This window comes from Pseudomonas sp. CFBP 13710, assembly GCF_014842235.1.
Taxonomy (GTDB): Bacteria; Pseudomonadota; Gammaproteobacteria; order Pseudomonadales; family Pseudomonadaceae; genus Aquipseudomonas; species Aquipseudomonas baltica.
Window position 1 is genome coordinate 80,562 of the sequence record NZ_JACYVJ010000003.1, and the last position, 24,439, is coordinate 105,000.

Genomic DNA, 24,439 nt, shown 5'->3' on the forward strand with positions numbered 1-24,439 from the left:
CGCAAGCCGCGTCGGGGCCGGCAATGACACCGCTGATCTGCGCTCATAAAAAAGCCGCCCCATGGGGCGGCTGATCAACGACCGTCAGGCTTGTGGTCGCATGTGCGGGAACAGGATCACATCGCGGATCGAAGGCGAATCGGTCAACAGCATGACCAGGCGATCGATACCGATACCCTCGCCGGCCGTCGGCGGCATGCCGTATTCGAGCGCCCGAACGAAATCGGCGTCGTAGTGCATGGCTTCGTCGTCGCCGGCATCCTTGTCCGCCACCTGGGCCATGAAGCGTGCGGCCTGGTCCTCGGCGTCATTGAGCTCGGAATAGGCGTTGGCAATCTCGCGGCCCCCGATGAACAACTCGAAGCGATCGGTGACGTTGGGGTTGTCGTCGTTGCGGCGCGCCAGTGGCGACACCTCGAACGGATACTGGGTGATGAAGTGCGGCTGCTCGAGCTTGTGCTCGACCAGTTCTTCGAAAATCATCACCTGCAGCTTGCCCAGGCCTTCGAACCCCAGCACCTTGGCGCCGGCCTTCTTGGCAATGGCACGCGCCTTGTCGACATCGTTGAGGTCGTCTGCCGTCAGCTCGGGGTTGTACTTGAGGATCGAGTCGAACACCGACAGGCGTACGAACGGCTCGCCGAAATGGAACACCTTGTCGCCGTAGGGCACGTCGGTGCTGCCCAGTACCAACTGGGCCAGCTCACGGAACAGCTCTTCGGTGAGGTCCATGTTGTCTTCGTAGTCGGCGTAGGCCTGGTAGAACTCGAGCATGGTGAACTCGGGGTTGTGCCGGGTCGAAACGCCTTCGTTACGGAAGTTGCGATTGATCTCGAAGACCTTTTCGAAGCCACCGACCACCAGGCGCTTGAGGTACAGCTCCGGGGCGATGCGCAGGAACATTTCCATGTCCAGGGCATTGTGGTGGGTTTCGAACGGCTTGGCCGCAGCGCCGCCGGGAATGGTCTGCAGCATCGGCGTTTCGACTTCGAGGAAGTCGCGCTTGGCCAGGAAGCTGCGAATGTGGGCGATGACCTGGGAGCGCACACGGAAGGTGTCGCGCACCTCCTCGTTGACGATCAGGTCGACATAGCGCTGACGGTAGCGCTGCTCGGTATCGACCAGGCCATGGTGCTTGTCGGGCAGCGGGCGCAGCGACTTGGTCAGCAGGCGTACGCTGGTCATTTCGACGTACAGGTCGCCCTTGCCGGAACGGGCCAGGGTGCCTTCAGCCGCGATGATGTCGCCCATGTCCCAGGTTTTCACCTGAGCCAGGGTTTCTTCGGGCAGGGTCTTGCGATTGACGTAGACCTGGATCCGCCCGGTCATGTCCTGGATCACCATGAACGAGCCACGGTTGAGCATGATGCGACCGGCGACCTTGACCGGAATCGCCGCTTCGGCGAGCGCTTCCTTGGTCTTGTCGGCGTACTGCTTCTGCAAGTCGCCTGCATAGTTGTCGCGACGAAAATCGTTGGGGAAGGCCTGGCCCTGGGCACGCACGGCAGCAAGCTTTTCCTTGCGCAGGGCGATCAGGCTGTTCTCTTCCTGTTGCAGGTCTTGCGGGTCGGGTTGTTGGTCGCTCATGTCTTGGATTTTCCATCACGGGTTCGTTGCTCCCGACTACGGCGCCGGGATCGCGGGCAGGCCAGCCGTGGCAGGCCGACGCAATGGCTGCGCCAGCCTGCCAGGCGGTGTTACAGCCCTTGTTTCAAGCTGGCTTCGAGGTATTCGTCGATGTCGCCGTCGAGCACCTTGTCGCAGTCGCTGCGTTCGATGTTGGTACGCAGATCCTTGATCCGCGAAGCGTCGAGCACATAAGAGCGAATCTGGTGACCCCAGCCGATGTCCGACTTGCTGTCTTCCATCGCCTGCGAGGCGGCATTGCGCTTCTGTACTTCCTGTTCGTACAGGCGCGCACGCAACATCTTCATCGCCGTGTCTTTGTTGGCATGCTGCGAACGTTCGTTCTGACAGCTGACCACGGTGTTGGTCGGCACGTGGGTGATACGCACCGCCGAGTCGGTGGTGTTGACGTGCTGGCCGCCGGCACCGGAGGAGCGGTAGGTGTCGATGCGCAGGTCGGCCGGGTTGATGTCGATTTCGATGTTGTCATCGATTTCCGGCGAGACGAACACGGCCGAGAACGAGGTGTGGCGACGGTTGCCGGAGTCGAACGGGCTTTTGCGCACCAGGCGGTGGACACCGATTTCGGTGCGCAGCCAGCCAAAGGCGTACTCGCCCTTGATGTGCAGGGTGGCGCCCTTGATACCGGCGACTTCACCGGCCGACAGCTCCATGATGGTGGTGTCGAAACCGCGCTTGTCGGCCCAGCGCAGGTACATGCGCAGCAGGATGTTGGCCCAGTCCTGGGCTTCGGTGCCGCCGGAGCCGGCCTGGATGTCCAGGTAGGCGTTGTTGGCGTCCATCTCGCCGCTGAACATGCGGCGGAATTCCAGCTTCTCGAGCTGGGCACGCAGGCGCTCGACTTCGGCGGAGACGTCGTCGACGGCGCTCTGGTCTTCTTCTTCGGCCGCCATTTGCAGCAGGTCGCGGGCATCGCCGAGGCCGGCGTTCATTTCATCGAGGGTGTCGACGATCTGCGCCAGCAGCGAACGCTCGCGGCCCAGTTCCTGGGCGTAGGCAGGGTTGTTCCAGACAGCGGGATCTTCAAGCTCGCGATTGACTTCGGTCAGACGCTCATGCTTTTGATCGTAGTCAAAGATACCCCCGAATGGTTTCGGAGCGCTCGGACAGGTCCTTGATGCTGTTAAGGATCGGGTTGATTTCCATGGCGGGCAGCTCTCGTGCGTAACGTGTCAAAAGCCGGAGAGTATACCGCAGCCGGCCAATGACAGCAGCCCGCCGAGCAGGGGACGGGCTTTTTTTTTGGAAGATCGGGCGGCCTAGCCCTGATCCCCGACCACTACCTGATTGCGCCCGGCATGCTTGGCCGTATACAGGCCCTTGTCGGCGGCCAGGATCAGCTCGCGGCAATGGCTGCCCTGCTGCGGAGTCATGGTCGACAGGCCGATGCTCACCGTCAGGCAGGCATCAGCCTGGGGCGCGATGTGGGGGATGTTCAGGGCGGCAATGGTCTGCCGCAGTTTCTCGGCAACCAGCCGCGCGCCGCCAGGCGAGGTACCCGGCAGCACCAGGGCGAACTCTTCGCCGCCATAGCGCGCCGGCAGGTCGCTGGAGCGGTTGCTGGAATGGCGAATGGCGTCGGCGACGCGGCGCAAGGCTTCGTCGCCTGCCAGGTGGCCGAAGTTGTCGTTATAGGACTTGAAATAGTCGACGTCGATCATCAACAGCGACAGCTGGGTCTTGTCACGCATCGCGCGACGCCATTCCAGTTCCAGGTACTCGTCGAAATGACGACGATTGGACAGCGCGGTCAGGCCATCGGAGTTCATCAGCCGCTGCAGCACCAGGTTGGTGTCGAGCAGCTGCTGCTGACTCACGCGCAGCGCACGGTAGGCTTCGTCGCGCTGCAGCAGGGTCAGGTACGACTTGGAGTGGTAGCGTATGCGCGCCACCAGCTCGATGGTGTCGGGCAGCTTGACCAGGTAATCGTTGGCACCGGCGGCGAAGGCAGCGCTCTTGATCAGCGGGTCTTCCTTGGTCGACAGCACGATGATCGGGATGTCCTGGGTGGCCGGATGGTTGCGATAGTCACGCACCAGCGACAGGCCGTCGAGCCCCGGCATGATCAAGTCCTGGAGGATCACCGTCGGCTTGATTCGCATGGCCTGGTTGATGGCCTGCTGCGGATCGGCGCAAAAGTGGAAGTCGATGTTGGCCTCGTCGCTGAGACTGCGACGGATGGCTTCACCGATCATGGCCTGGTCGTCCACCAGAAGTACCATCGACTTGTTGTTGTCGTTGGACCTGAAGGCTTCGATCTGTAGATCAATCATGCGTTGTCACCTGGATACTGCCTACGCGGTGGCTCGAGTTCATCGTGAAAATACGTCCATCAGTCGGGGTGCGATCCGCTCCAGCGGACGAATTTCAACAGCTGCGTCAATGGCCGCCGCCGCTTTGGGCATTCCGTAGACAGCGCTGCTCTGCTGGTCCTGCGCGATGGTCAGGAAGCCGCGCTGACGCATCGACTTCAAGCCCTGTGCGCCGTCGCGGCCCATGCCGGTGAGCAGTACGCCCACTGCATCGCCATTCCAGAATTGCGCCACGCTTCGGAAAAAAACATCTATGGAGGGCCGGTAGATCTCGTCCACCGGTTCTGCCGTGTAGGTTAAGGTACCATTTTTCAGCAGACGAATATGATGATTGGTGCCTGCCAGTAGCACAGTGCCAGCCAACGGCGTTTCTCCGTCGCGGGCCAGACGCACCGGCAAGCCGGCTGCGCTGCTCAGCCACTCGGCCATTCCGGCGGCGAACACCTGGTCCACGTGCTGGACCAGCACGATCGCCGCCGGGTAATCGCGTGGCAGCCCCTTGAGCAGGATTTCCAGCGCGGCCGGACCGCCGGCCGACGAACCGATGGCCACCAGTTTCTGCCGCACGCCGCCCGAGCGCGGCAGCGGCAACTCGCTGCGCACCGCCGGGCTGCGCTGGCCCACCAGCCAGCCGATATTGAAGATCTTGCGCAACAGCGGCGCTGCGGCTTCGCGAGCGTCGCCCACCCCCAGTGTAGGGGTGTCGACCACATCCAGGGCGCCATGGCCCATGGCCTCGAATACGCGGTGGACGTTCTGCTGGCGGTCGACGGTGACGATGACGATGGCGCAGGGCGTATTGGCCATGATCTGCCGGGTGGCTTCCACGCCGTCCATGACCGGCATGATCAGGTCCATGAGGATCAGGTCCGGAGTTACGGCCTGACAGCGCTCGACCGCCTCACGACCGTTGGCGGCCACCCACACCACGTCATGGGACGGTTCGAAGGCGATCGCGCGACGCAGCGCCTCCACGGCCATGGGCATGTCATTGACGATGGCGATCCTCATCCCCGCGCTCCTCCGATCAATTCAACCACCGCATCGAGCAAGGCATCGTCGTGGAAACTGGCCTTGGCCAGATAATAATCGGCCCCGGCGTCGAGGCCGCGGCGGCGGTCCTCTTCCCGGTCCTTGTAGGAAACCACCATGACCGGCAGCGATTGCAGGCGGGTGTCGCGGCGCAGCAGAGTCACCAATTCGATACCGTCCATGCGCGGCATGTCGATGTCGGTGATCAGCAGGTCGAAGTCCTCGCTGCGCAACGCGTTCCAGCCATCCATGCCGTCGACGGCCACCGCAACGTCATAGCCACGATGGCTGAGCAGCTTGCGCTGCAGCTCGCGGACGGTGAGCGAATCATCCACCACCAGTACCCGCTTGCGAGCCGATTCGGCCTGTTGGCTGCGCTTGTCGATACGCTCCAGGCGGCCGGTGTTGAGCAGCTTTTCCACCGAGCGGAACATGTCTTCGACGTCGATGATCAGCACCACCGAACCATTGTCGAGCAAGGCACCGGCGGAAATATCCTGGACCTTGCCCAGGCGGGCGTCCAGCGGCAGCACCACCAGCGTGCGCTCACCGATGAAGCGTTCCACGGCCACGCCGTAGATCGCTTCACGGTCGCGAATCACCACCACCTTGAGGCTCGCTTCGTCGCCCTGGCTGGCCGGCCTCTGCAGCAGCTGGCTGGCGGCAACCAGCCCCACATGGCGGTTCTGGAACCAGAAGTGCTGGCGCCCCTCGAGCTGGATGATGTCTTCGGCCGGCAGGTCCATGGTGTGTTCGATGTGGGCCAGCGGAAACGCATAGGCCTCGCCCCCCACTTCCACTGCCAGGCTGCGCACCACCGACAGGGTCAGCGGCACCTCGATATGGAAGCGACTGCCCTGCCCTGGCACTTGAATCAGTTCGACCGAGCCGCGCAGCTGGCGAATCAGGTGCAATACCGCATCCAGGCCAACGCCGCGGCCCGAGACCTCGGTTACCGTGTCGCGCATGCTGAAGCCGGGCAGGAACAGAAAGCTCAGCAGCTCTTCTTCACTGAGCTGCTCCACCGTATCGGCGGCCGACAAACCGCGCTGGACGATACTGCGCCGCAGCGCGGCAAGGTCGACACCCGCCCCGTCGTCGCTCAGTTCCACCACCAGCAAGCCCGCCTGGTGCGAAGCGCGCAGCACCACGCGACCTTCGGCGGGCTTGCCGGCCAGCAATCGCTGCTCGGCGGTTTCGATGCCGTGGTCGACGGCGTTGCGCAGCAGGTGGGTCAGGGGCGCTTCGAGCTTTTCCAACACGTCGCGATCGACCTGGGTCTTCTCGCCTTCGATATCCAGGCGCACCTGCTTGCCCAATGAACGACCGAGGTCGCGGACCATGCGTTCCTGACCACCGAGCATGTCGGCGAATGGGCGCATGCGGCAGGCCAGCGCCGTGTCGTACAGCAACTGCGCGCGCTGGCTGGCCTGCCAGCCGAAATCGTCCAGTTCGGCGGTCTGCTGCAGCAGCATCTGCTGGGTCTGATCCAGCAGCGACTGCGCCTGCGCCAGGGCGTCGCGTACCTCTGCGCTGTGGCCCTCGAGCTGCAATTGTTCGGCAAGCCCGCCAAGCGCGCGGATGCTTTGCGCCTGCATGCGCTTGAGGCGCTGCATGGTCAGCAGATAGGGCTTGAGGCGCTGGGTTTCGACCAGCGACTTGCTCGACAGGTCCAGCAGGCTGTTCAGGCGCTCCGCCGTGACCCGCAGCACGCGCTCGCCGGTATCGCTGACCCGGCGCGCCCGGCCGGCAAGTAGTTCGGCGGCCGAGTCGTCCTGGCCGGGCATCGCTTGCGACGGATCGATGTCCCGAGGCGGCTCGGCCGCGACCTCCATGGGCGGCTCGGCAGGCGCGAGCGGGACGGCCGATACGGGCACGCTGACCTGTATCTGCGCTGCCGCGGCCGCCAACGGGTCCATCACCGCGGCCATCTGCGCCTCGTAGGCATTGATATCGAGGGTACCCGGTGCGCCAGGGCCGGGCGTGCCGACGCGCATCAGCAGGTCGGTGCCCAACAGCAGCGCATCGATGTGTTCGGGCATCAGGTAGACACGCCGCTCCTGCGCCGCGACCAGGCAGTCTTCCATCACGTGAGCCACACGCACCCCGGCATCCAGGCCGACGATGCGTGCCGCACCCTTGAGCGAGTGGGCCGCGCGCATGCACGCTTCCAGTTGATCGGCCTGGGTCGGATTGCGTTCCAGGGCCAGCAGCCCGGCATTGAGCACCTGGGTCTGGGCCTCGGCTTCCAGGCTGAACAGCTCCAGCAACGAGGCGTCGCGCATCTGTTCCGGGGTCATGTCAGGCTCCGGTTCATGGCGATCAGCAGCGCCTTGTCATCGAGCAGGCGCACACTGCGCTGGCGAAACGGCAGAACCCCTTGAGTGAAACGGGCGCCCGCCTGGGTGGTGGCGGTAGACGCCTGTTCGAGCTCGACCAGGTCGATCCGATGAATGCCATCCACCTCTTCCACCGGTACCACCACCGAGCCGCCGTCTATGGCGATGATCAGCATGCGTGGCATGACCCGCGCCGAAGCGGCCGGTGCGACGTGCTGGGTGTCGATGCCCAGCAGTTCCTCCAACGCCAGGCATGGCACCAGTGCGCCGCGCACGTTGGCGACCCCGCGCAAGGCGCGCGAACGCTGGTGCGGCAGCGAATGCACTGCCTGCACCGGGGCCACTTCGACCAGGCAGCGGGTGGCCAGCGCCAGCCACTCATCGCCCAGGCGAAACAGCACCAGCGACCTGCTTTCGACCCGGCCCAGGGTTTCGCTGTAGTGCATCGGCGCGTGCTGGCGGTCCAGCGCGTAGCGGTCCAGCAGGCGCACGGCCGCCGAGGCGTACACCGCGCAATTGCGGCAGTGGATATGCTCGGCGAGCAACGGGCAGGATTTGTCGCCATGAATACCAATACGGTTCCAGCAGTCGTCAATCTGCTGGGCGTCGCTGTCGATCAGGTCCAGGGCGGTCATCGCTTATGCTCCTGGACGTGCGGCCGGTCGTTGCGTGCTGCGCGCTCCTGCAGTCGCCGCGCCCCGGCAATGTCGCCCTGGGCGGTGAGCAGCATGGCCAGGTGGGCTAGGGCCTCGGCGTGCTGCGGGTCGAGGTACAGCGCCTTGCGGTAATAACCCTGCGCCTGCAGCACCTGGCCGCCGACATCACTGAGCAGGCCCAGCCAGTAGAACACCTGGGGGTCGGGACCGTGGCTGCGCAGGAACGCGTCGCACGCGGCCTGCGCCTCGGCACTCTTGCCTTCGTTGGCCAAGCGGGCGATCTGCGCGAGCAGACCGGCGCCATCGCTTGCCACTGCCTCGGCGGCATTCGCCACCGGCAGCGCACGGGTTCGCGTTCGCACGGGCAACCTGCCCGGCTCGGGCAACAACTTGATCGGCATCTGTAGGCGCGCCGTTGCCGGGGGCAGCGGCGTGGGCGTTGGTGCGACGTGGCGATCGCGGACGAACGCGAAGGACTGGGCAATACCGATCGGGCGCATGCCCAACCGTGCCAGCAGGCTGCCTTCGGCAGGACCGATGAACAACGCGCCGTCTTCACGGGTGAATGTCTTCAGCACTTCGAACACCTGCTGCTGGGTCGGCAGGTCGAAATAGATGAGCAGGTTGCGGCAGAACACGAAGTCATAGGGCAGTTCACCGCCCAGCAGCAACGGATCGAGAATGTTACCGACCTGCAAGCGAACCTGGGCCCGAACCTGAGCATCGAGCAGATACCCCTCGTCCGCAGGCACGAAATGGCGGTCGCGAAAGGTCAGTGGTGCGCCGCGAAACGAATTGCGGCCATAGATCCCTCGCGTTGCCCGGGCCACCGAAAGGGGGCTGATGTCCACGCCGTCCACACTGAATTGCTGCGGCGCCAGCCCGGCGTCGAGCAAGGCCATGGCGATCGAGTACGGCTCCTCGCCAGTGGAACACGGCAGGCTGAGGATACGCAGCGCCACGCCCGGCCGTTCGGCGAGCCGCGCCTTGGCGACCTTGCACAGCGCGGCAAAGGACTCGGGATAACGCATGAACCAGGTTTCCGGGACGATCACCGCCTCGATCAGCGCCTGCTGTTCCGCCGCCGAACCCTGCAGCAGCTTCCAGTAGGCATCCAGGTCGCGGACATGCGCAGCCTGGCTGCGCTGCGCGACCGCGCGCTCGATCAGCGCCGGGCCTACCGAGGCCACGTCCAGGCCGATGCGCTCACGCAGAAAACGTACGAAGCGCTGCTCTTCACCCATCACGATGCATCACCCATCACCCTGTTTCACCCAATACGGAGGCCGCCAACTGCGGTGCGAAAAGCAAGTCGCGCACCGACGGTTCGAGCAGATCCTGTACCCGCAACCACTGCAACAGCCCCTGGCTGTCTTCGAGCACCGGCCCCAGATAGGGCGTGGCACGGTTATGCACTCCCATGGGTTTGAAACCGTTGGGGTCACAGCGAAGGGTTTCGCTGGCGTGTTCGACGATCAGCCCCAGGCGCGCCTCGGGGCCGGCCTGCTCGTGCGGATAATGCACCAGCACCAGACGCGTGCTGGTGCGCCGCACGGCAGCCACGCCGAAGCTCAGCGCGCTGACGTCCAGCACCGGCACCACCCGGCCACGATGGGCGAACACACCGGCCACCCAGGCCGGGGCATGCGCGACCGGCTTGAGCGGCAGCAGCGGCAGCACCTCTGCGACTTCCAGCGCATCCAGGGCGAAGCGTTCCTGCGCAATGCGAAACAACAGGAACAACTTGCTGCGCGATGTGACCGGCAATGCGTTCATCAGACTTTGAAGCGCGAGACGCCGCCGCGCAGGCCGGTAGCGACCTGGCTGAGCTCGTCGATGGCAAAGCTGGCCTGACGCAAGGATTCGACCGTCTGGCTGCTGGCATCGCCCAACTGCGACAGGGCGTGGTTGATCTGTTCGGCACCGGTCGCCTGAGCCTGCATGCCTTCGTTGACCATGAGCACGCGCGGCGCCAAGGCCTGGACCTGGCCAATGATCTGCGACAGCTGATCGCCGACCTGTTGTACCTCGAACATGCCGCGGCGCACTTCTTCGGAAAACTTGTCCATGCCCATGACGCCGGCCGACACTGCCGACTGGATCTCTCGCACCATCTGCTCGATGTCGTAGGTGGCCACGGCGGTCTGGTCGGCGAGGCGGCGCACTTCAGTGGCGACCACGGCGAAACCGCGACCATATTCACCGGCCTTCTCGGCTTCGATGGCCGCGTTGAGCGACAGCAGGTTGGTCTGGTCGGCGACCTTGACGATGGTCACGACTACCTGATTGATGTTGCCGGCCTTCTCGTTGAGGATTGCCAGCTTGGCGTTGACCAATTCGGCGGCACCCATCACCTGGTGCATGGTTTCTTCCATGCGCGCCAGACCCTGCTGGCCGGAGCCGGCCAGCGAGGAAGCCTGATCGGCCGCCGAGGTGACTTCACCCATGGTTCGCACCAGATCACGGGACGTGGCAGCGATTTCCCGGGAGGTCGCGCCGATCTCGGTGGTGGTTGCGGCAGTCTCGGTCGCCGTGGCCTGTTGCTGCTTGGAGGTGGCCGCGATTTCGGTCACCGAGGTGGTGACCTGCACCGAGGAGCGTTGCGCCTGGGCGACCAGCGCGGTGAGCTCGGTCATCATGTCGTTGAAGCCCAGTTCGACCTCGTTGAACTCGTCCTTGCGCGCAAGGCTCAGGCGCGTGCTCAGGTCACCGGTGCGCATCACTTCGAGAATCCGCACGATCTTCTGCATGGGCGCCATGATGGTGCGCAGCAGCCAGAGCCCGCAAATACCGGCAACGATGATTGCCACCAACAGGGAAATCACCAGGCTGACCTTGGCCGCCGCGACCGAAGCGTCAATGGCGCTGGTGGCTTTCTCGGCCGCTTCACGATTGCGGTCGATCAAGGTATTGAGCTGCTTGCGACCTGCCACCCAGGCGGGCGTGAGGTCGTCGATGGCCATCTGCTGGGCTTCACTGAACTTGCGCAGTCGATAGGCCTCCAGCACATCGGCCAAGGTCTTTTCATAGGTCACGCGCATCCGCGCGAATTCTTCGAAGGCCGCCTGGTCGTCGCTGTCCTGGACGGTGCTGCGGTAATTGGCCATCTGCTGGGTCAGGCGCTCGGCGAAGCTCTTGTACTGGTCCACGTCGGCCGTGAGCAACTCGCGCTGATAGCTCAAGCCCACCAGTTGTTGGGTGTACACGTAGCTGTCTACCCAGGCGCTGCGGATCATGGAACTGAAGACCACGCCCGGAACGCTGTCGGTGCGCACCTTGGTTTCGTTCGTCTCGATGGTCTGCAGACGTGAATAGGAGACCACGACCATCAACAGCATGATTGCAATGACAACGGCGAAACTCGCCAGAATGCGGTGGCGCAAGGACCAGTTCTTCACAGTCAACCCTCGAAAATTCCTGCAGCTACAAACGAAAAATCGCCTGAGTATAGCCCTACCTCAGACGATTTCGCGCTGGTACCTGACTTTCCTTCATCCGCGAGGGTATTGCCAGTTACTGGTAGATCAATGCGCCACTATTGCCAACCAACGTAAGTTCCGGCAGATGAGTGGCGGCGTCAGCCTTCGGACCTGACGTCCGGGGTCAGACGGCTTCGACTTCGGCCTGACGCACCTGCTTCTCCAGTTCGAGCTTGAGCGCAGGGTCGAGGGCCAACTGCTTGGCCAGCTCGTCTAGATAGGCACGCTCCATGAAGTGCTCCTGATCCACCATCATGACGCTGGCAATGTACATTTCGGCAGCGATCTCCGGAGTCTTGGCTGCCCGCGCCACGTCTGCCGGGTCCAGCGGCTTGTTCAGTTCGGCGTGCAGCCACTGCTGCAGTTCGTTGTCCGAATCCAGGCGGGTGAATTCGCCTTCGATGAGCTCGCGCTCGCGATCATCCACATGGCCATCGGACTTGGCTGCTGCCACCAGCGCCTTGAGGATAGCCTGGCTGTGTTCCTCTACCTGCTGGGGTGGCACTCGGTCGACCGTCTGCGGTTCGCCTCGAGGGGCGTTCTGCTGCTGGGCCTGCCAATTGCCGTAGGCCTTGTAGGCAATCACGCCCAGTGCCGCCAACCCACCGTAGGCCAAGACCTTGCCACCGTACTTGCGCGCGCTCTTGTTGCCGAGCAGCAAGCCCATGGCGCCGCCGGTCAGTGCGCCCTTGCCGCCGGACAGCAGGCCACCCAGCGCGCCGCCCGCACCGCCCTTGCCCGAGAGCAGGCCGCCGAGCGCGCCGGCAACACCACCGGTGCTACCGGCACCGCCCAGGGGGGAAGAACCGCCGCCCTTGTTCTTGAGCAGTTCCTGGCCGGATTTGAACAACTGGTCGAGCAAGCCACGCGTGTTCATTTTTTGGTCTCGTCAATGGGAGATACGTTTGACGAGAGTAAGGGCATTCCGTTGCCTGGCTCGCACGGTGATTTGCTTCGGGATGTTGCGCAAAGGCTTGCTCTCAACACTGCGCCTCGACCACCGATCTCGCTGTCGATACAAAGTGCACGTGAAAAAATTTTTACAGGAGTTTGCGAACACATCGGTCATTACGGTATCTGTGTACAGTTCTCTGCGTTTGGACAAGGCAGGCCCAAACCTTCCTACTTGAGCCTCGCCGGTCGCTTGGAGCGACCGAGGTTGATTCAGAACAGGTTATCTATGCACCGCAGGCACCTTCTGAAAGCGTCGATGGCCCTCGCGGCCTATACCGGACTGTCCGGCACCGGATTGTTCGCTGCCCAGGCCCTGGCCGCCACCGCCGACGGCGAAGCCGAACCGTTCACTTTCGACATGCTCAAGGCCCAGGCCAAGAGTCTCGCCGCGCAGGCTTATGTCAGCAACAAGCAGACCTTGCCGCCGACCCTGGCAAACATGACCCCCCAGCAATTCAATGCAATTGCCTACGACGCCAATCATTCGCTGTGGAACGACCTCAAGGGCCAACTGGACGTGCAGTTCTTCCATGTGGGCATGGGGTTCCGCACGCCGGTGCGCATGTACAGCGTCGACGCCGGGCGCAAACAAGCGCGTGAAGTGCATTTCCATCCGCCGCTGTTCGACTACAAGAACACCACGGTGGATACCTCGCAGCTCAAGGGCGACCTGGGCTTTGCCGGCTTCAAGCTGTTCAAGGCACCCAAGCTCGACCGCCATGACGTGGTGTCCTTCCTCGGCGCCAGCTACTTCCGCGCCGTCGATGCCACCGGGCAGTACGGTCTGTCCGCGCGCGGCCTGGCCATCGACACCTATGCCAAGAAGCAGGAAGAGTTCCCCGATTTCACCAAGTTCTGGTTCGAAACGCCTGGCAAGGACAGTACCCGCTTCGTGGTTTACGCCCTGCTCGACTCGCCCAGCGCCACCGGCGCCTATCGTTTCGACATTGACTGCCAGGCCGAGCGCGTGGTGATGGACATCGACGCGCACATCCATGCGCGCCAGGACATCGAGCAACTGGGCGTGGCGCCGATGACCAGCATGTTCAGCTGCGGCAACCACGAGCGGCGCATGTGCGACACCATCCACCCGCAAATCCACGACTCCGACCGGCTGGCCATGTGGCGCGGCAACGGCGAATGGATCTGCCGGCCGTTGAACAACCCGGACCGGGTGCGCTTCAACGCCTTCGCCGATGTCGATCCAAAAGGCTTCGGCCTGATCCAGACCGACCACGACTTCAGCAACTACCAGGACACGGTCGATTGGTACCACAAGCGCCCCAGCCTGTGGGTCGAGCCCACCACCGCCTGGGGCGAAGGCTCCATCGACCTGGTGGAACTGCCGACCACCGGTGAAACCATGGACAACATCGTTGCCTTCTGGACACCCAAATCACCGGTCAAGGCCGGCGATGCCCTTAATTTCGGTTACAAACTGTACTGGAGCGCCCTGGCGCCGATCGGTACACCGCTGGCCCGCGTTGCAGCGACGCGCTCGGGGATGGGCGGTTTCACCGAAGGCTGGGCACCGGGTGAACACTATCCGAATGTCTGGGCGCGGCGTTTTGCCGTGGACTTCGCCGGCGGCGGGCTTGAATCGCTGAAAACGCCGATCGAGCCCATCATCACGGCTTCGGGTGGCAAGGTGCAGGACGTTCAGGTACTCGAGCTGCCCGACATCAAGGGCTTCCGCGTGCTGTTCGACTGGTACCCGACCAGCGACAGCGTCGATCCGGTGGACATGCGCCTGTTCATCAAGACCCAGGGGCGTACCCTCAGCGAAACCTGGCTCTATCAGTACCTGCCGCCCGCAGCGGAGAAACGCAAGTACGTGTGATGCGCTGACCTCAGCCAGCATCCTCGCCCGCCCTTTTTGCGGGCGAGGATGACATCACCGAAACGCCGCAGCGCCACTCAGTCGCGAAGGTCCGATTCCACAATCGGCTGGTCGCGATGGGTGGCGCGCTGGTACTGGGCGGGCCATGTGGCCAGACGACCACCCAGGTCTTCGTCGGCGTGCAGCGGCCAGTACGGATCACGCAACAGCTCACGCGCCAGCAGGATGACGTCGGCCTGGCCAGTGCGCAGGATGTGTTCGGCCTGCGCGGGATCGGTGATCATCCCGACGGTGCCCGTGGCAAGATCCGCCTCTTTGCGGACTCGCTCGGCAAAGCGCGTCTGATAACCAGGCCCGGTCGGGATCTCGGCATTGGCCGAGGTACCGCCCGACGACACGTCGATCAGATCCACGCCCAGCGCTTTCAGGCGCTTGGCCAGCTCGACGGTCTCGTCCGGGTTCCAGCCGTCTTCGACCCAATCGGTGGCCGACACACGCACGAACACGGGCAATTCTTCAGGCCAGATGTCGCGAATCGCCTGGGTGACTTCCAGAGTGAGACGGATGCGATTTTCAAAGCTGCCGCCGTAACTGTCCTGACGCTGGTTACTGATCGGCGACAGGAACTGGTGCAGCAGATAGCCGTGCGCCGCATGCACCTCGACTACCTTGAAATTGGCGGTCAGCGCGCGACGAGTCGCGTCGACGAACGCCTGGATGATGTCCTTGATGGCTGCTTCATCCAGTGCGGTCGGCGCGGTGTGCTGCGGGTCGAAGGCGATACGCGACGGGCCCACCGGCACCCAGCCGCCTTCATTGACAGGCACGCTGCCATGCTTGCCCAGCCAAGGCCGCCAAGTGCTGGCCTTGCGCCCGGCGTGGGCCAGTTGGATGGCCGGCACCGCGCCTTGCGAGGTAATGAAGCGGGTGATGCGCTGCAGCGGTTCGATCTGCTCGTCGTTCCACAGGCCCAGGTCTTCAGGCGTGATGCGACCCTCTGCCGTCACTGCGGTGGCCTCGGTGAAGACCAGACCGGCACCGCCACTGGCGCGACTGCCCAGGTGCACCAGGTGCCAGTCGTTGGCCAGGCCATCGACACTGGAGTACTGGCACATCGGCGATACGGCGATGCGGTTGCGCAGGGTCAACTGGCGCAGGGTATAGGGTTCGAGCAACATGCTCATCGGGCACCTCGGTTGGCAGTTTCAGATAGGACGAGAAGCGTCCGCTCGAACACGGCTGCGGACGTGCCTGTCTCGTTCTCGAAGACTAGTCGACAACCGAGCCGCGAGCGTGGTTCCGCGGCCGAGCAGGGTCGTACGGCTCAGCGCGGCTCGATGTGGGTAATCAGCAACTGCACCGTTTCCCGCCCGCGGAACTCGTTGAGATCCAGCTTGTAGGCCAACTGCACCCAGCGTACCGATGGATCGGGCCACACCTCGCGGTCGACGCCGAAAGCGATGCCGTCCAGGCTGACGCTGCCGCACTCGGTCTTGAGCGTCACCTTCAGGTGTCGCTCGCCAACCACCCGCTGCTCCACCAACTGGAACACCCCGTGGAACATCGGCTCCGGGAAATGTTGCCCCCACGGGCCGGCATTGCGCAGGGCGCGCGCCAGCTCCAGATGGAATTCCTCGACGCCCAGGGTACCGTCCGACAGCAGGCGTCCGGTCAGGTCTTCCTCGCACAGCTGGGTGCGCACCTGCGCGTCGAATGCCTCGCAGAACGCCGGGAAATTCTCCTGCGGCAGGGTCAGCCCGGCGGCCATCGCATGCCCACCGAACTTGCTGATCAATTGCGGATGCCTGGCCGCCACCGCGTCCAGCGCGTCACGGATATGGAAGCCCTGGACCGAGCGTGCCGAGCCTTTGAGCAGCCCGTCACCGGCGTCGGCGAAGGCAATCGTTGGACGGTGGTAGCGCTCCTTGAGACGCGAAGCGAGGATGCCGATCACACCCTGATGCCATTGCGCATCGAACAGGCACAAGCCAAACGGCATCGACTCCAGCGCCAGGTCCTTGAGCTGAGCCAGGGCCTCGCGCTGCATGCCTTGCTCGATCGACTTGCGGTCCTGATTCAAGCCATCGAGCTGCGCCGCGATGGTCTGGGCGCTGGGCAGATCGGTGCTCAGCAGGCACTCGATGCCCAGGCTCATATCGTCCAGGCGGCCGGCTGCGTTGAGTCGCGGCCCGAGAATGAACCCCAGGTCGGTCGAGGTGATGCGCACATGCTCTCGGCGTGCCACTTCAAGGATTGCCGTGATGCCCGGCCGCGCACGGCCCGCACGAATGCGCTCCAGGCCCTGGTGCACCAAGATGCGGTTGTTGGCGTCCAGCGGCACGACGTCCGCCACGCTGCCCAGTGCCACCAGGTCCAGCAGCTCGCCGATATTGGGCTGCGGCACCTGTGCATAGCGGCCCAGCTGGCGCAGCCGCGCCCGCAGTGCCATCAGCACGTAGAAAATCACCCCGACGCCCGCCAGATTCTTGCTGGGGAACTCGCAGCCTGGCTGGTTGGGGTTGACGATGGCATCTGCAGCCGGCAACTCGTGCCCCGGCAAGTGGTGGTCGGTGACCAGCACCTGCAGCCCGGCAGCCTTGGCCGCAGCCACACCCTCGACGCTGGAAATGCCGTTGTCGACCGTAACCAGCAATTGCGGCTCGCGCTGCAGGGCGACTGCGACGATTTCCGGGGTCAGGCCATAGCCATACTCGAAGCGGTTGGGCACCAGGTAGTCGACGTGAGCGGCGCCCAGCAGGCGCAGGCCGAGCACACCGACCGCGCTGGCCGTGGCACCGTCGGCATCGAAATCGCCGACGATCAGGATGCGCTGGCGCTGGTCGATCGCCGTCACCAGCAGCTCGACGGCGGCCTCGATGCCCTTGAGCCGCTGAAAGGGAATCAGGCGCGCCAAGCTCTTGTCCAGCTCCTCTGCGCTCGACACGCCACGTGCCGCATAAAGACGATTCAGCAAGGGCGGCATGTCGCCGAGGAAAGGCAGGGTCTGGGGCAACTGACGGGGTTCGATGCGCATGGGGCCTGGGGCGGTTCTCACTGCAAGACAAGGGAAGAAGGTTGAAACCTGGGCGGCCTAGCGCTCGCCCAGCAGCCACTCGAGCTGAACTTCGTGCTGACCGCGGTCATCGGTGACGAACACCGTGCCCTCGCTGATCATGACGTCCCATTTGATGACCCGCGGCATGTCCTTGGCCAGGGTCTCGAGCACCTCCTGGGGCACCGCGGCGATGTTGACGTTCTTCAGGTTCTTCACCGCATCGACCACCTTGGTTTGCCATACGCGCAAACTGCCGTAGGCCAACAGGCTGGTGCGTTCGGTACGCCGCGAACACCAGGTCAGGCGATCGGCATCGGGCAGGCCGACTTCGATCCAATGCAGGATCCGGCCATCCAGGCTCTTTTCCCACAAAGCAGCCTCGTCGACATCCGACAGACCACGGCCGAAAGACACCTGCTCGTTGTACCACAGCGCGTAGGCAAGCAAGCGCACGGTCATCCGCTCTTCGGTTTCCGAGGGGTGACGCGCGATGGTCTGCTTGACGGTCTGGTAAACGCTGCGGTCAAGATCGGTGAGGTTGAGTTCGAATTTGTAGGTGGTCGACGGCTGGGCCATTAGGCAGGCTTCTTGGGGACAGGAAAAGGCCGACAGTCTACCCGATGCGGGCCCGATCAACGACCACCACGGGGCAGTGCGACCCTGCGGCACGTTTTGATCATGGGTCCGGGTGTGGTAAAGATGGCGCAGTGTTTCAAAAACGGACACCCACGCCCCACACCCCGCGCAAGGAATGCCATGGACTCGTGTTCCAGAACTCTGCCGCCCAGCAGCCTTCTCCTGGCACTGGCGGTGTGCTCGTGCCTGCTCACTTCGCCGCTCGCCCATGGTCGCGAGACCATTACATGGCTGCTGCGCGACCTGGCGCCGCTGACCATCGCCAGCGGCCCGGCGCGTAACCTGGGCGCCGTCGACCTGGCCCTGCCGTTGTTGCGCGCAGCCTTGCCCGAGTACGACCACAATGTCCTCAGGGTCAATCGGGCGCGTGCCTCGCAGATGCTTGGCGAACCCGGCCTCAACTGCGACCCTGCGCTGCTCTGGACCGCACAGCGGGCGCGCAGCATTCTTTATTCCGTGCCCAGCATGAATGTGCTGAGCAATATGCTGATCATGCAGCGCGGCGACCTGCCGCTGATTGCCGAGTTCATGCGAGACGGCAAGGTCGACCTGGGCGCGCTTCTACGCAGCAGAACCCTGGCCCTGGGCATCATTGCCGAGCGCAGCTATGGCCCTGTGGTGGACCGGATTCTCGCCGACACCGACAGCTATCAGCTTCTGGCCCATCATGGCAACGACGCCATGGGCAGCCTGCTGCGCATGGAAAGACTCGGCCGGATCAAGGCGCTGCTCGGCTACTGGCACGAAGCGCGCTACCAGGCACGTCAGGAAGGTCTGGATCCGGAACAGTTGGTGCAAGTCCCCATCGAGGGCTCAGCGCGCTCGCAGTTCATTCATGTCGGTTGCTCCGACAGCCCTGCCAGCCGGCGCGTACTGACAGCACTGAATTCGGTGTTGCTGGACCTCAGGAACGGTCAGTTGGCAGATTTCTACGCCCAATGGCTGGCGCCCGCCGAACGGCCGGCGTACTTGCGGGAAACCACTGCGCTGTTCGATGCCCAGCGCAAAGAGGCCATGAGCAGTCAGCGCTGAGTGAGGATTACACAGGCGGCCATCCATCGATGAATGTCAGACCAGCGCGTGGCTGAAAGCGGCATTTTGCGAAACATTGCGCAGCGCCGCGATCATCGACGGCTCCAGCCGCCCTTCTGCCACCAGAAGATCGCGGTGCAGACCATCGACCACGTCGGTAAACGAACGCAGATCCTCGAACTGACTGCGGTTGACCAAACGCTTGGTCACCACGCTCCCAGCCGCGCTCATCACCACGACCTGGCAATTGCCAAGGCTATCCTGCCCTTCGAGCGTCACGCGATACGGCGTCAGGGCTTCATTGAGCAACAGGCTGATATTCTTCATCGCATCACCACTCGTCTGTTCGAATTCTTAAGGTGCATGACACTGACCCCTGCCCTGCGAAAAAAGTTCTGAGCAAGCCGTGTCAGACTATTACCGAGGTTGCCGATAGAATATGACAGCGCGAATGTAGGACATTTCTGAATATCAGATTTGGCGCCTGCATGCTTAGAAATGGACTACAAAACAGATCAGGAATGGACCACAGGTGTGCCAGAATTCATCGCCTGATTTGCCCGTCACCGGAGCCTGCCTTGACCGACCCACTGATCGCCCCGCTGCGGATCGTGCTGGCCGATGACCATCCGATCTTTCGCGTTGGCCTGCGCGCCGTACTGGAACGAGACCCCGGTTTGCGCGTGGTGGCCGAAGCTTCCTCGCCGGAGGAGCTGACACGCTGCCTGGGCGAAACCGAATGTGGCCTGTTGATCACCGACTTCATGATGCCCTCCACGGAACAGGGCGATGGCCTGCGGCTGATCGCCTACGTTCGCCGGCATTGGCCAAAGCTGCCCGTGCTGGTGGTGACCATGCTGACCAACCCGGGTCTGTTGCGTTCGATCCTCAACCTGGGGGTAGCTGGTTTGCTGGGCAAGGCCAGCCTGGTTAATGAACTCCCTACGGCGATTGCCAGCCTCAAGCGCAACAAACCCTACGTGGCGCAATCGGTGAAGAGCATCCTGGCACTGCCCAGCGATACCCCCGCAAGACGGATCACCGGCCATGTCGACCTGTCACCTCGCGAGCTCGAGATAACGCGACTGCTGGCGCAGGGGCTCTCGGTCAACGAAATCGCCGCGCAGCTCAACCGCAGCAAGCAGACGATCAGTGCACAGAAAGTGAGCGCCATGCGCAAGCTGGGCATCGGCAACGATGCTGCGCTGTATATCTACCTGCAGGCTCACGGGCTGAAATGAACCCGGCCGCGGCAGGTGTGCGCAGGGTAGGCGGGCCGTTCTAAGGACGCAAAGGCAAAGACCAGGCGCCCTCGAAGTGACTGATTTCGTGCACTTCCGGCAGGGGCAACAAGGCCCGTGCGCTCATGCTTCGCTGGTAATCCTGCAACAGGCCATGCACTGCTGCGGCCGACACCGGTGTGTGCAGTACGCCCAGCAGCGGTAGCCGATGCTGCCGCGCCAATGCCGTGAACGGTTCCACCGGCTGTGACCCATTGCTGTAGATGACCAGCGCCCGTGCCAACCCGGTTGCGGCCAGATGGCCGATCAGCTCGCCCATGTCCAGGCCGGCCACGGTCATTTCGCAGATGACAATGTCGACGCCCTGGCGCTTCTCCAGCGAGAGGCATGCCGCGTTGAAACTTTGCGCGGTCAGGACATCGAACACGCCACACGCATTGAGCACCTGATGCATGGCGATCAGCTGGTACGGAATGTCTTCAAGCACCAGAACTCTGAGCGAACGCATGAAGGAAACCTCGAGTGAGCGCATCGAGCTGCGCATTGACAGGCACTCTAAAGGGCAAGCGGCACGCTTGGGATAGGACAAGTCCGAAAGTTTCCGAGAATTTTCCTAGCAGCGTGCTATCGCCGTCGCCAGCCTGGCGATCTCGCGATTCAGCTCGGCAGCGTGAACGGTCAACTGTTCATCGCTGCCCGACCGGCAGCATGTGTTCACCTTGGCCAGCACGCGTGCCAGAGGTGCGGCATCGATCAAACAAGCGATGCCGTGGAGCCGATGAAGCACCTCGTGCAACCGCACACGATCGAGCGTCTCGACACTTTTCGCCAACGTCTGGCTTTCAGCCTCAAGGTTGCGCGAGAGCTCATCGAGCATTCGCCTAATGACCGCGTTATCCGCCTGGGTCAGGTGATGCAGCGCCTGCATGGAGAATGCCGGGCCCTGCTGCATGTCGGCGATGATCTGCGCCAGCTTGTCCAACGCTATCGGCTTGACCAGCAGTTCGTCCATGCCCGCTTCGGCGCAGCGCAACCGCTCGTCCTGCATGGCATTGGCGGTGCAACCGATGAGCCTGACCGGAGGCGCGGCGGACGCGGCCTCCTGCAGGCGGATGGCTTTGCACAAGGCATGGCCGTTCATGCCCGGCATATTGCAGTCGGTCAGCACCAGATCGAAATGCCCGGCCTGCCAGGCCGCCAGCGCACTCACACCGTCGCTGGCGTCCTGCACCCGGTGCCCGAGGAACTGCAACTGCTGGGTCAGTACCATCCGGTTAGCCGACAGATCGTCCACGACCAGTATGTCCAGTGCAGCGCTGTCGGGCCGAGCGTGCACGGTCGGCATCGCGTCCTGTTCAGCCTGATGCCGCACCTCGATCTGCACTTCCACCCGTGTCCCCTCGCCTTCGGTGCTGTGCAGGCTGATCGTGCCACCCATCAGCTGGACCAGCTGCTTGCAGATGCTCAAACCCAAGCCGGTGCCGACCGATTCCTGCTGCACATCCACGTTACCCTGGACGAACGGCCTGAACAGCCTGGCCTGTTGAGCGGGCGTGATGCCCGCACCTGTGTCGCTGACGGTAATGGTCATGTGCCACTGGCCTGAACTGAGTGGCTGCGCCGCGACCGCCAGGTTGACGCTGCCCTGGCGGGTGAACTTCAAGGCGTTGCCGAGCAGGTTGTGCACCACTTGCCGCAATCGCAGCGGATCGAACCAGAACGCGCTGGCCACGCCCGGCGCAATATCGAGGTGCAGCGCTACGCCTTTGCGCTGAGCCTGGGCCGAGAACAGGCTGAGCATGCCCTCGAAGAACGGCCTCACTTCGGTTACCTCCTCGGCCAGCAACATGCTGCCCGATTCGATCTTCGCCAGGTCCAGGCTGTCGCCGATCAGGGCGATGAGGTCCCGCGCCGAACGCCAGGCCACTTCCAGCGCCTGCGACACTGGCTGGTCGTCACGCTTGCGCCGTTCACGCTCGAGCTCGAGCAGACCGATGATGGCTGCCATGGGCGTACGGATCTCATGGCTCATGGTCGCCAGAAAAGCGCTTTTGGCCTGGTTGGCCTGTTCGGCAATGTGCCGCGCTTCGACCAGTTGGTCTTCCAGGCGCTTGCGTTCGGAAATGTCGATCCAACCACCGAGCAGGCCCTGCAACTGCCCCTCGGCGTTGTAGAACGGCACGATCCATTGCCAGGCGTGAACCTTGCGGCCGCGCATCTGGATCTGCCGATCGGTCGACACCGGCTGCTGATCGTCCAGCAGCCTGAGGTAGTCACGGTGCATCTGCTGCGCTTCGTCGGCATTGACCACGGCGACTTCCAGCAATGTACGACCCTTGATGTCCTGCAGACGGGTGGCAAAGCTCTGCTCGTAACTCTTGTTGCAGGACAACAGCCGCGCCTGCAGGTCGCGGACATAGATGGGCCCGGGGATGCCATCGAGCAGCGCGTGCTGGAATGCCAGCTGATCGTTGAGTGCCTGCTCGGCCTTGAGCCGCTGACGAATCTGCGCCTTGAGTCGACCACTCCACAACAGCGACACCGCGCCCAGCACCAGCGCTGCTGCCAGCAGCCAATAGACCCAGGTGGCAATGCGTTGCCACATGGGCTCTGGAGGCACTACCGCCCCCAGCCACTTCAGGCGCGCTGCACGCAGTTCCGCGACCGGATAGGCCTCCAGCGCCTTGTTGATGATGGACGTGAGCTCGGGTTCCGAGGCACGAATGGCAAAACGGTCGGGCGACCATTCGCCGGCGACGTTGCGTCCGACCTTGAGCACGCCGGGCGGATAACGGCCAACCGCGCGATAGGCGCCGACTTCACTGTCGATGGTGGCATCCGCTTCGCCGCTCGCCACCATCTCGCGCGCCTTGTCGTAGGTGCTGACCAGGCGCAGCTTGATGTGCGGGTACTGGCTGCGGATCGCGCTTTCCAGGGCGTGCTCGGCCGGAATCGCCAGGACCTTGCCGGCCAGCTCGTCCAGATGACCGATGGGCAGGTCCTCGGCGCGCACGATGAACACCCAGCCCTGGCCCCCGAACGAATGGCTGAAACTCAGGAAGGCCTTGCGGTCCGGCGTTTCCGAGAGAGTGGTATTCATATCGGCCTTGCCAAGCTTCAGCATTTCCAGGCTCTGGGCCATCGAGTGGGAAGGCAGGTAGACGAACTGCAGCCCCGTCATGTGCGACAGCGTTGCCAGCACTTCACTGTTGAGCCCTACCCAGTTTCCCTGGCGGTCCCGGTACAGGTAGGGAGGATACTGCGTCGCGACCACACGCACCTGGCGGTGCCGGGCGATCCAGGCTTGTTCGGCAGGCTCCAGCGGTACCCGGTGGTGGCCGATTTCCGACCCCAGCCCGGTGGTCCAGCGGGTCAGGATCTCGCGGCGCAAACCATCGTCGAGGCTGGCCAGGGCCCGCTCGACCATCTGCCCCAATATCGGATCGGCCTGGCGACTGGCGATGGTGTAACCCACGGGTGGCAGACCGCTGGGGCCGACGATATCCAGAGCCAGGTAGGGTCGCAGTGCGTTGTAGGCGCGCACGATCACCTCGTTGCTGATCATGGCGTCGACATCGCCCTGGTGCAGCGCCTGCAAGCCACTGCTCAGGCTGGGTGCGACCACGATGCGGCTGTCGGGATACACGCGCTGCACCGTGGCATCGTCGGCATAGCCATCCACCAGCGCGACCTTCTCCCCGGCCAGGCCGCTGCTGTGCTTGCTGCCCGCGCGCCGTACGATGACGCCGCGGTCAGGCATGTACTCCTTGGAAAAGGCCAGGCCATCGATGGCCTGTTCGAAGGCATTGGCGCTGGTCAGCAGATCGATTTCGCCATCCTTGAGCGCCTGCACCGCCTCGCTGCGCTGGGCAAACCCCAACACCCGCAGATCGACCCCCAGGCGGCTGCCGATCAGGCTCAGGTAGTCGGCACTCACACCTTGATAGCGGTTGCGATCGCTGGTGATGTCGATGGGTTCGTGATCGGCCAGGGAAACACCCACCCTGAGCGTGCCGTGGCGTTGCAGCCACTGCTGTTCGGTGCTGGAAAGGGGCAGTGGAGAAAGCTGCGCGAACGGTGCAACCAAGGCGAAGGGCAGGCTTTGGGCAGCGAACGCCAGGCCGGGCGAAAGCATGGCAACCGCCATGAACAACCCCGCCATCCACGCCGTCACCCCTGCGAGCGTGAGAAACGAGGTCAGTGTGGGTTTCATGCC

General features: G+C 63.6%; 19 protein-coding genes. 3 read left to right on the forward strand and 16 right to left on the reverse strand.

Annotated elements, in window-relative coordinates; translation table 11 throughout:
- Positions 1 to 84: 84 nt before the first annotated feature.
- From lysS to IFT44_RS08850, 10 genes are all read right to left on the reverse strand, one after another.
- The gene (gene lysS / locus IFT44_RS08805) at positions 85 to 1,587 is read right to left on the reverse strand and encodes a lysine--tRNA ligase (RefSeq protein ID WP_185795069.1); all 1,503 of its coding nucleotides are present in this window, start codon (positions 1,585 to 1,587) and stop codon (positions 85 to 87) included.
- Between the two features lie 110 nt (positions 1,588 to 1,697).
- Positions 1,698 to 2,793, reverse strand: a protein-coding gene (gene prfB, locus IFT44_RS08810) for a peptide chain release factor 2 (RefSeq protein ID WP_122475055.1) whose coding sequence is annotated in 2 segments (ribosomal slippage) — positions 1,698 to 2,720 and positions 2,722 to 2,793 — 1,095 coding nt in all. Because the reading frame shifts where the segments join, the coding sequence is not laid out codon by codon here.
- A gap of 113 nt (positions 2,794 to 2,906) precedes the next feature.
- Entirely contained in the window at positions 2,907 to 3,920 is a 1,014-nt protein-coding gene (locus tag IFT44_RS08815; protein ID WP_122475057.1) for a diguanylate cyclase, read from the reverse strand.
- Positions 3,921 to 3,959: 39 nt separating this feature from the next.
- Positions 3,960 to 4,970, reverse strand: coding sequence for a chemotaxis response regulator protein-glutamate methylesterase (cheB, locus tag IFT44_RS08820; protein ID WP_185795068.1), 1,011 nt, complete (start codon positions 4,968 to 4,970; stop codon positions 3,960 to 3,962).
- A complete protein-coding gene (locus tag IFT44_RS08825; RefSeq protein ID WP_192175777.1) occupies positions 4,967 to 7,291 on the reverse strand; it encodes a hybrid sensor histidine kinase/response regulator in 2,325 nt (774 codons plus the stop codon). Before IFT44_RS08825 ends, cheB begins: the two co-directional genes overlap by 4 nt.
- Positions 7,288 to 7,965 (reverse strand): chemotaxis protein CheW, encoded by a 678-nt coding sequence (locus IFT44_RS08830; RefSeq protein WP_122795255.1) that lies wholly within the window; start codon positions 7,963 to 7,965, stop codon positions 7,288 to 7,290. The genes IFT44_RS08825 and IFT44_RS08830 overlap by 4 nt, the downstream gene beginning before the upstream one ends.
- Positions 7,962 to 9,230, reverse strand: a complete 1,269-nt coding sequence (locus IFT44_RS08835) for a CheR family methyltransferase (protein ID WP_192102591.1) — start codon at positions 9,228 to 9,230, stop codon at positions 7,962 to 7,964. The genes IFT44_RS08830 and IFT44_RS08835 overlap by 4 nt, the downstream gene beginning before the upstream one ends.
- Before the next feature lie 16 nt (positions 9,231 to 9,246).
- Positions 9,247 to 9,762 carry a chemotaxis protein CheW gene (locus IFT44_RS08840; protein ID WP_185795066.1) on the reverse strand — a complete coding sequence of 172 codons (516 nt, stop codon included), beginning with the start codon at positions 9,760 to 9,762 and terminating at the stop codon, positions 9,247 to 9,249.
- Positions 9,762 to 11,384: a methyl-accepting chemotaxis protein gene (locus IFT44_RS08845; RefSeq protein WP_122475688.1), complete on the reverse strand. Its 1,623-nt coding sequence runs from the start codon at positions 11,382 to 11,384 to the stop codon at positions 9,762 to 9,764. Before IFT44_RS08845 ends, IFT44_RS08840 begins: the two co-directional genes overlap by 1 nt.
- A gap of 205 nt (positions 11,385 to 11,589) precedes the next feature.
- A complete protein-coding gene (locus IFT44_RS08850; protein WP_192102592.1) occupies positions 11,590 to 12,342 on the reverse strand; it encodes a tellurite resistance TerB family protein in 753 nt (250 codons plus the stop codon).
- A 303-nt stretch (positions 12,343 to 12,645) separates the two neighbouring features.
- On the opposite strand from IFT44_RS08850, the gene IFT44_RS08855 reads away from it, so the two are divergent.
- Positions 12,646 to 14,259, forward strand: coding sequence for a glucan biosynthesis protein D (locus IFT44_RS08855; RefSeq protein ID WP_122475070.1), 1,614 nt, complete (start codon positions 12,646 to 12,648; stop codon positions 14,257 to 14,259).
- A 77-nt stretch (positions 14,260 to 14,336) separates the two neighbouring features.
- Here the strand turns inward: IFT44_RS08855 and IFT44_RS08860 are convergent, their stop codons facing one another.
- From IFT44_RS08860 to IFT44_RS08870, 3 genes are all read right to left on the reverse strand, one after another.
- Positions 14,337 to 15,443, reverse strand: coding sequence for an NADH:flavin oxidoreductase/NADH oxidase (locus IFT44_RS08860; protein WP_192054608.1), 1,107 nt, complete (start codon positions 15,441 to 15,443; stop codon positions 14,337 to 14,339).
- A 140-nt stretch (positions 15,444 to 15,583) separates the two neighbouring features.
- Positions 15,584 to 17,293: a single-stranded-DNA-specific exonuclease RecJ gene (gene recJ / locus IFT44_RS08865; RefSeq protein ID WP_192175778.1), complete on the reverse strand. Its 1,710-nt coding sequence runs from the start codon at positions 17,291 to 17,293 to the stop codon at positions 15,584 to 15,586.
- Between the two features lie 57 nt (positions 17,294 to 17,350).
- Positions 17,351 to 17,890: a YaeQ family protein gene (locus IFT44_RS08870; RefSeq protein WP_122475075.1), complete on the reverse strand. Its 540-nt coding sequence runs from the start codon at positions 17,888 to 17,890 to the stop codon at positions 17,351 to 17,353.
- Positions 17,891 to 18,070: 180 nt separating this feature from the next.
- Here IFT44_RS08870 and IFT44_RS08875 point away from each other — a divergent pair, with 180 nt between their 5' ends.
- On the forward strand, positions 18,071 to 18,982 hold the full coding sequence (locus tag IFT44_RS08875) for a TIGR02285 family protein (protein ID WP_244652135.1): 912 nt from the start codon (positions 18,071 to 18,073) through the stop codon (positions 18,980 to 18,982).
- A gap of 36 nt (positions 18,983 to 19,018) precedes the next feature.
- Here IFT44_RS08875 and IFT44_RS08880 read toward each other — a convergent pair whose 3' ends face one another.
- Positions 19,019 to 19,309, reverse strand: coding sequence for a DUF3509 domain-containing protein (locus IFT44_RS08880; RefSeq protein ID WP_122475077.1), 291 nt, complete (start codon positions 19,307 to 19,309; stop codon positions 19,019 to 19,021).
- Between the two features lie 275 nt (positions 19,310 to 19,584).
- On the opposite strand from IFT44_RS08880, the gene IFT44_RS08885 reads away from it, so the two are divergent.
- Entirely contained in the window at positions 19,585 to 20,223 is a 639-nt protein-coding gene (locus IFT44_RS08885) for a response regulator (RefSeq protein WP_244647082.1), read from the forward strand.
- Positions 20,224 to 20,263: 40 nt separating this feature from the next.
- On the opposite strand, the gene IFT44_RS08890 is transcribed toward IFT44_RS08885, so the two are convergent.
- Together IFT44_RS08890 and IFT44_RS08895 are read right to left on the reverse strand one after the other, a co-directional pair.
- Positions 20,264 to 20,731, reverse strand: a complete 468-nt coding sequence (locus IFT44_RS08890; protein ID WP_163007386.1) for a response regulator — start codon at positions 20,729 to 20,731, stop codon at positions 20,264 to 20,266.
- A gap of 105 nt (positions 20,732 to 20,836) precedes the next feature.
- Positions 20,837 to 24,436 carry an ATP-binding protein gene (locus tag IFT44_RS08895; protein ID WP_244652136.1) on the reverse strand — a complete coding sequence of 1,200 codons (3,600 nt, stop codon included), beginning with the start codon at positions 24,434 to 24,436 and terminating at the stop codon, positions 20,837 to 20,839.
- Between the last annotated feature and the right edge of the window lie 3 nt (positions 24,437 to 24,439).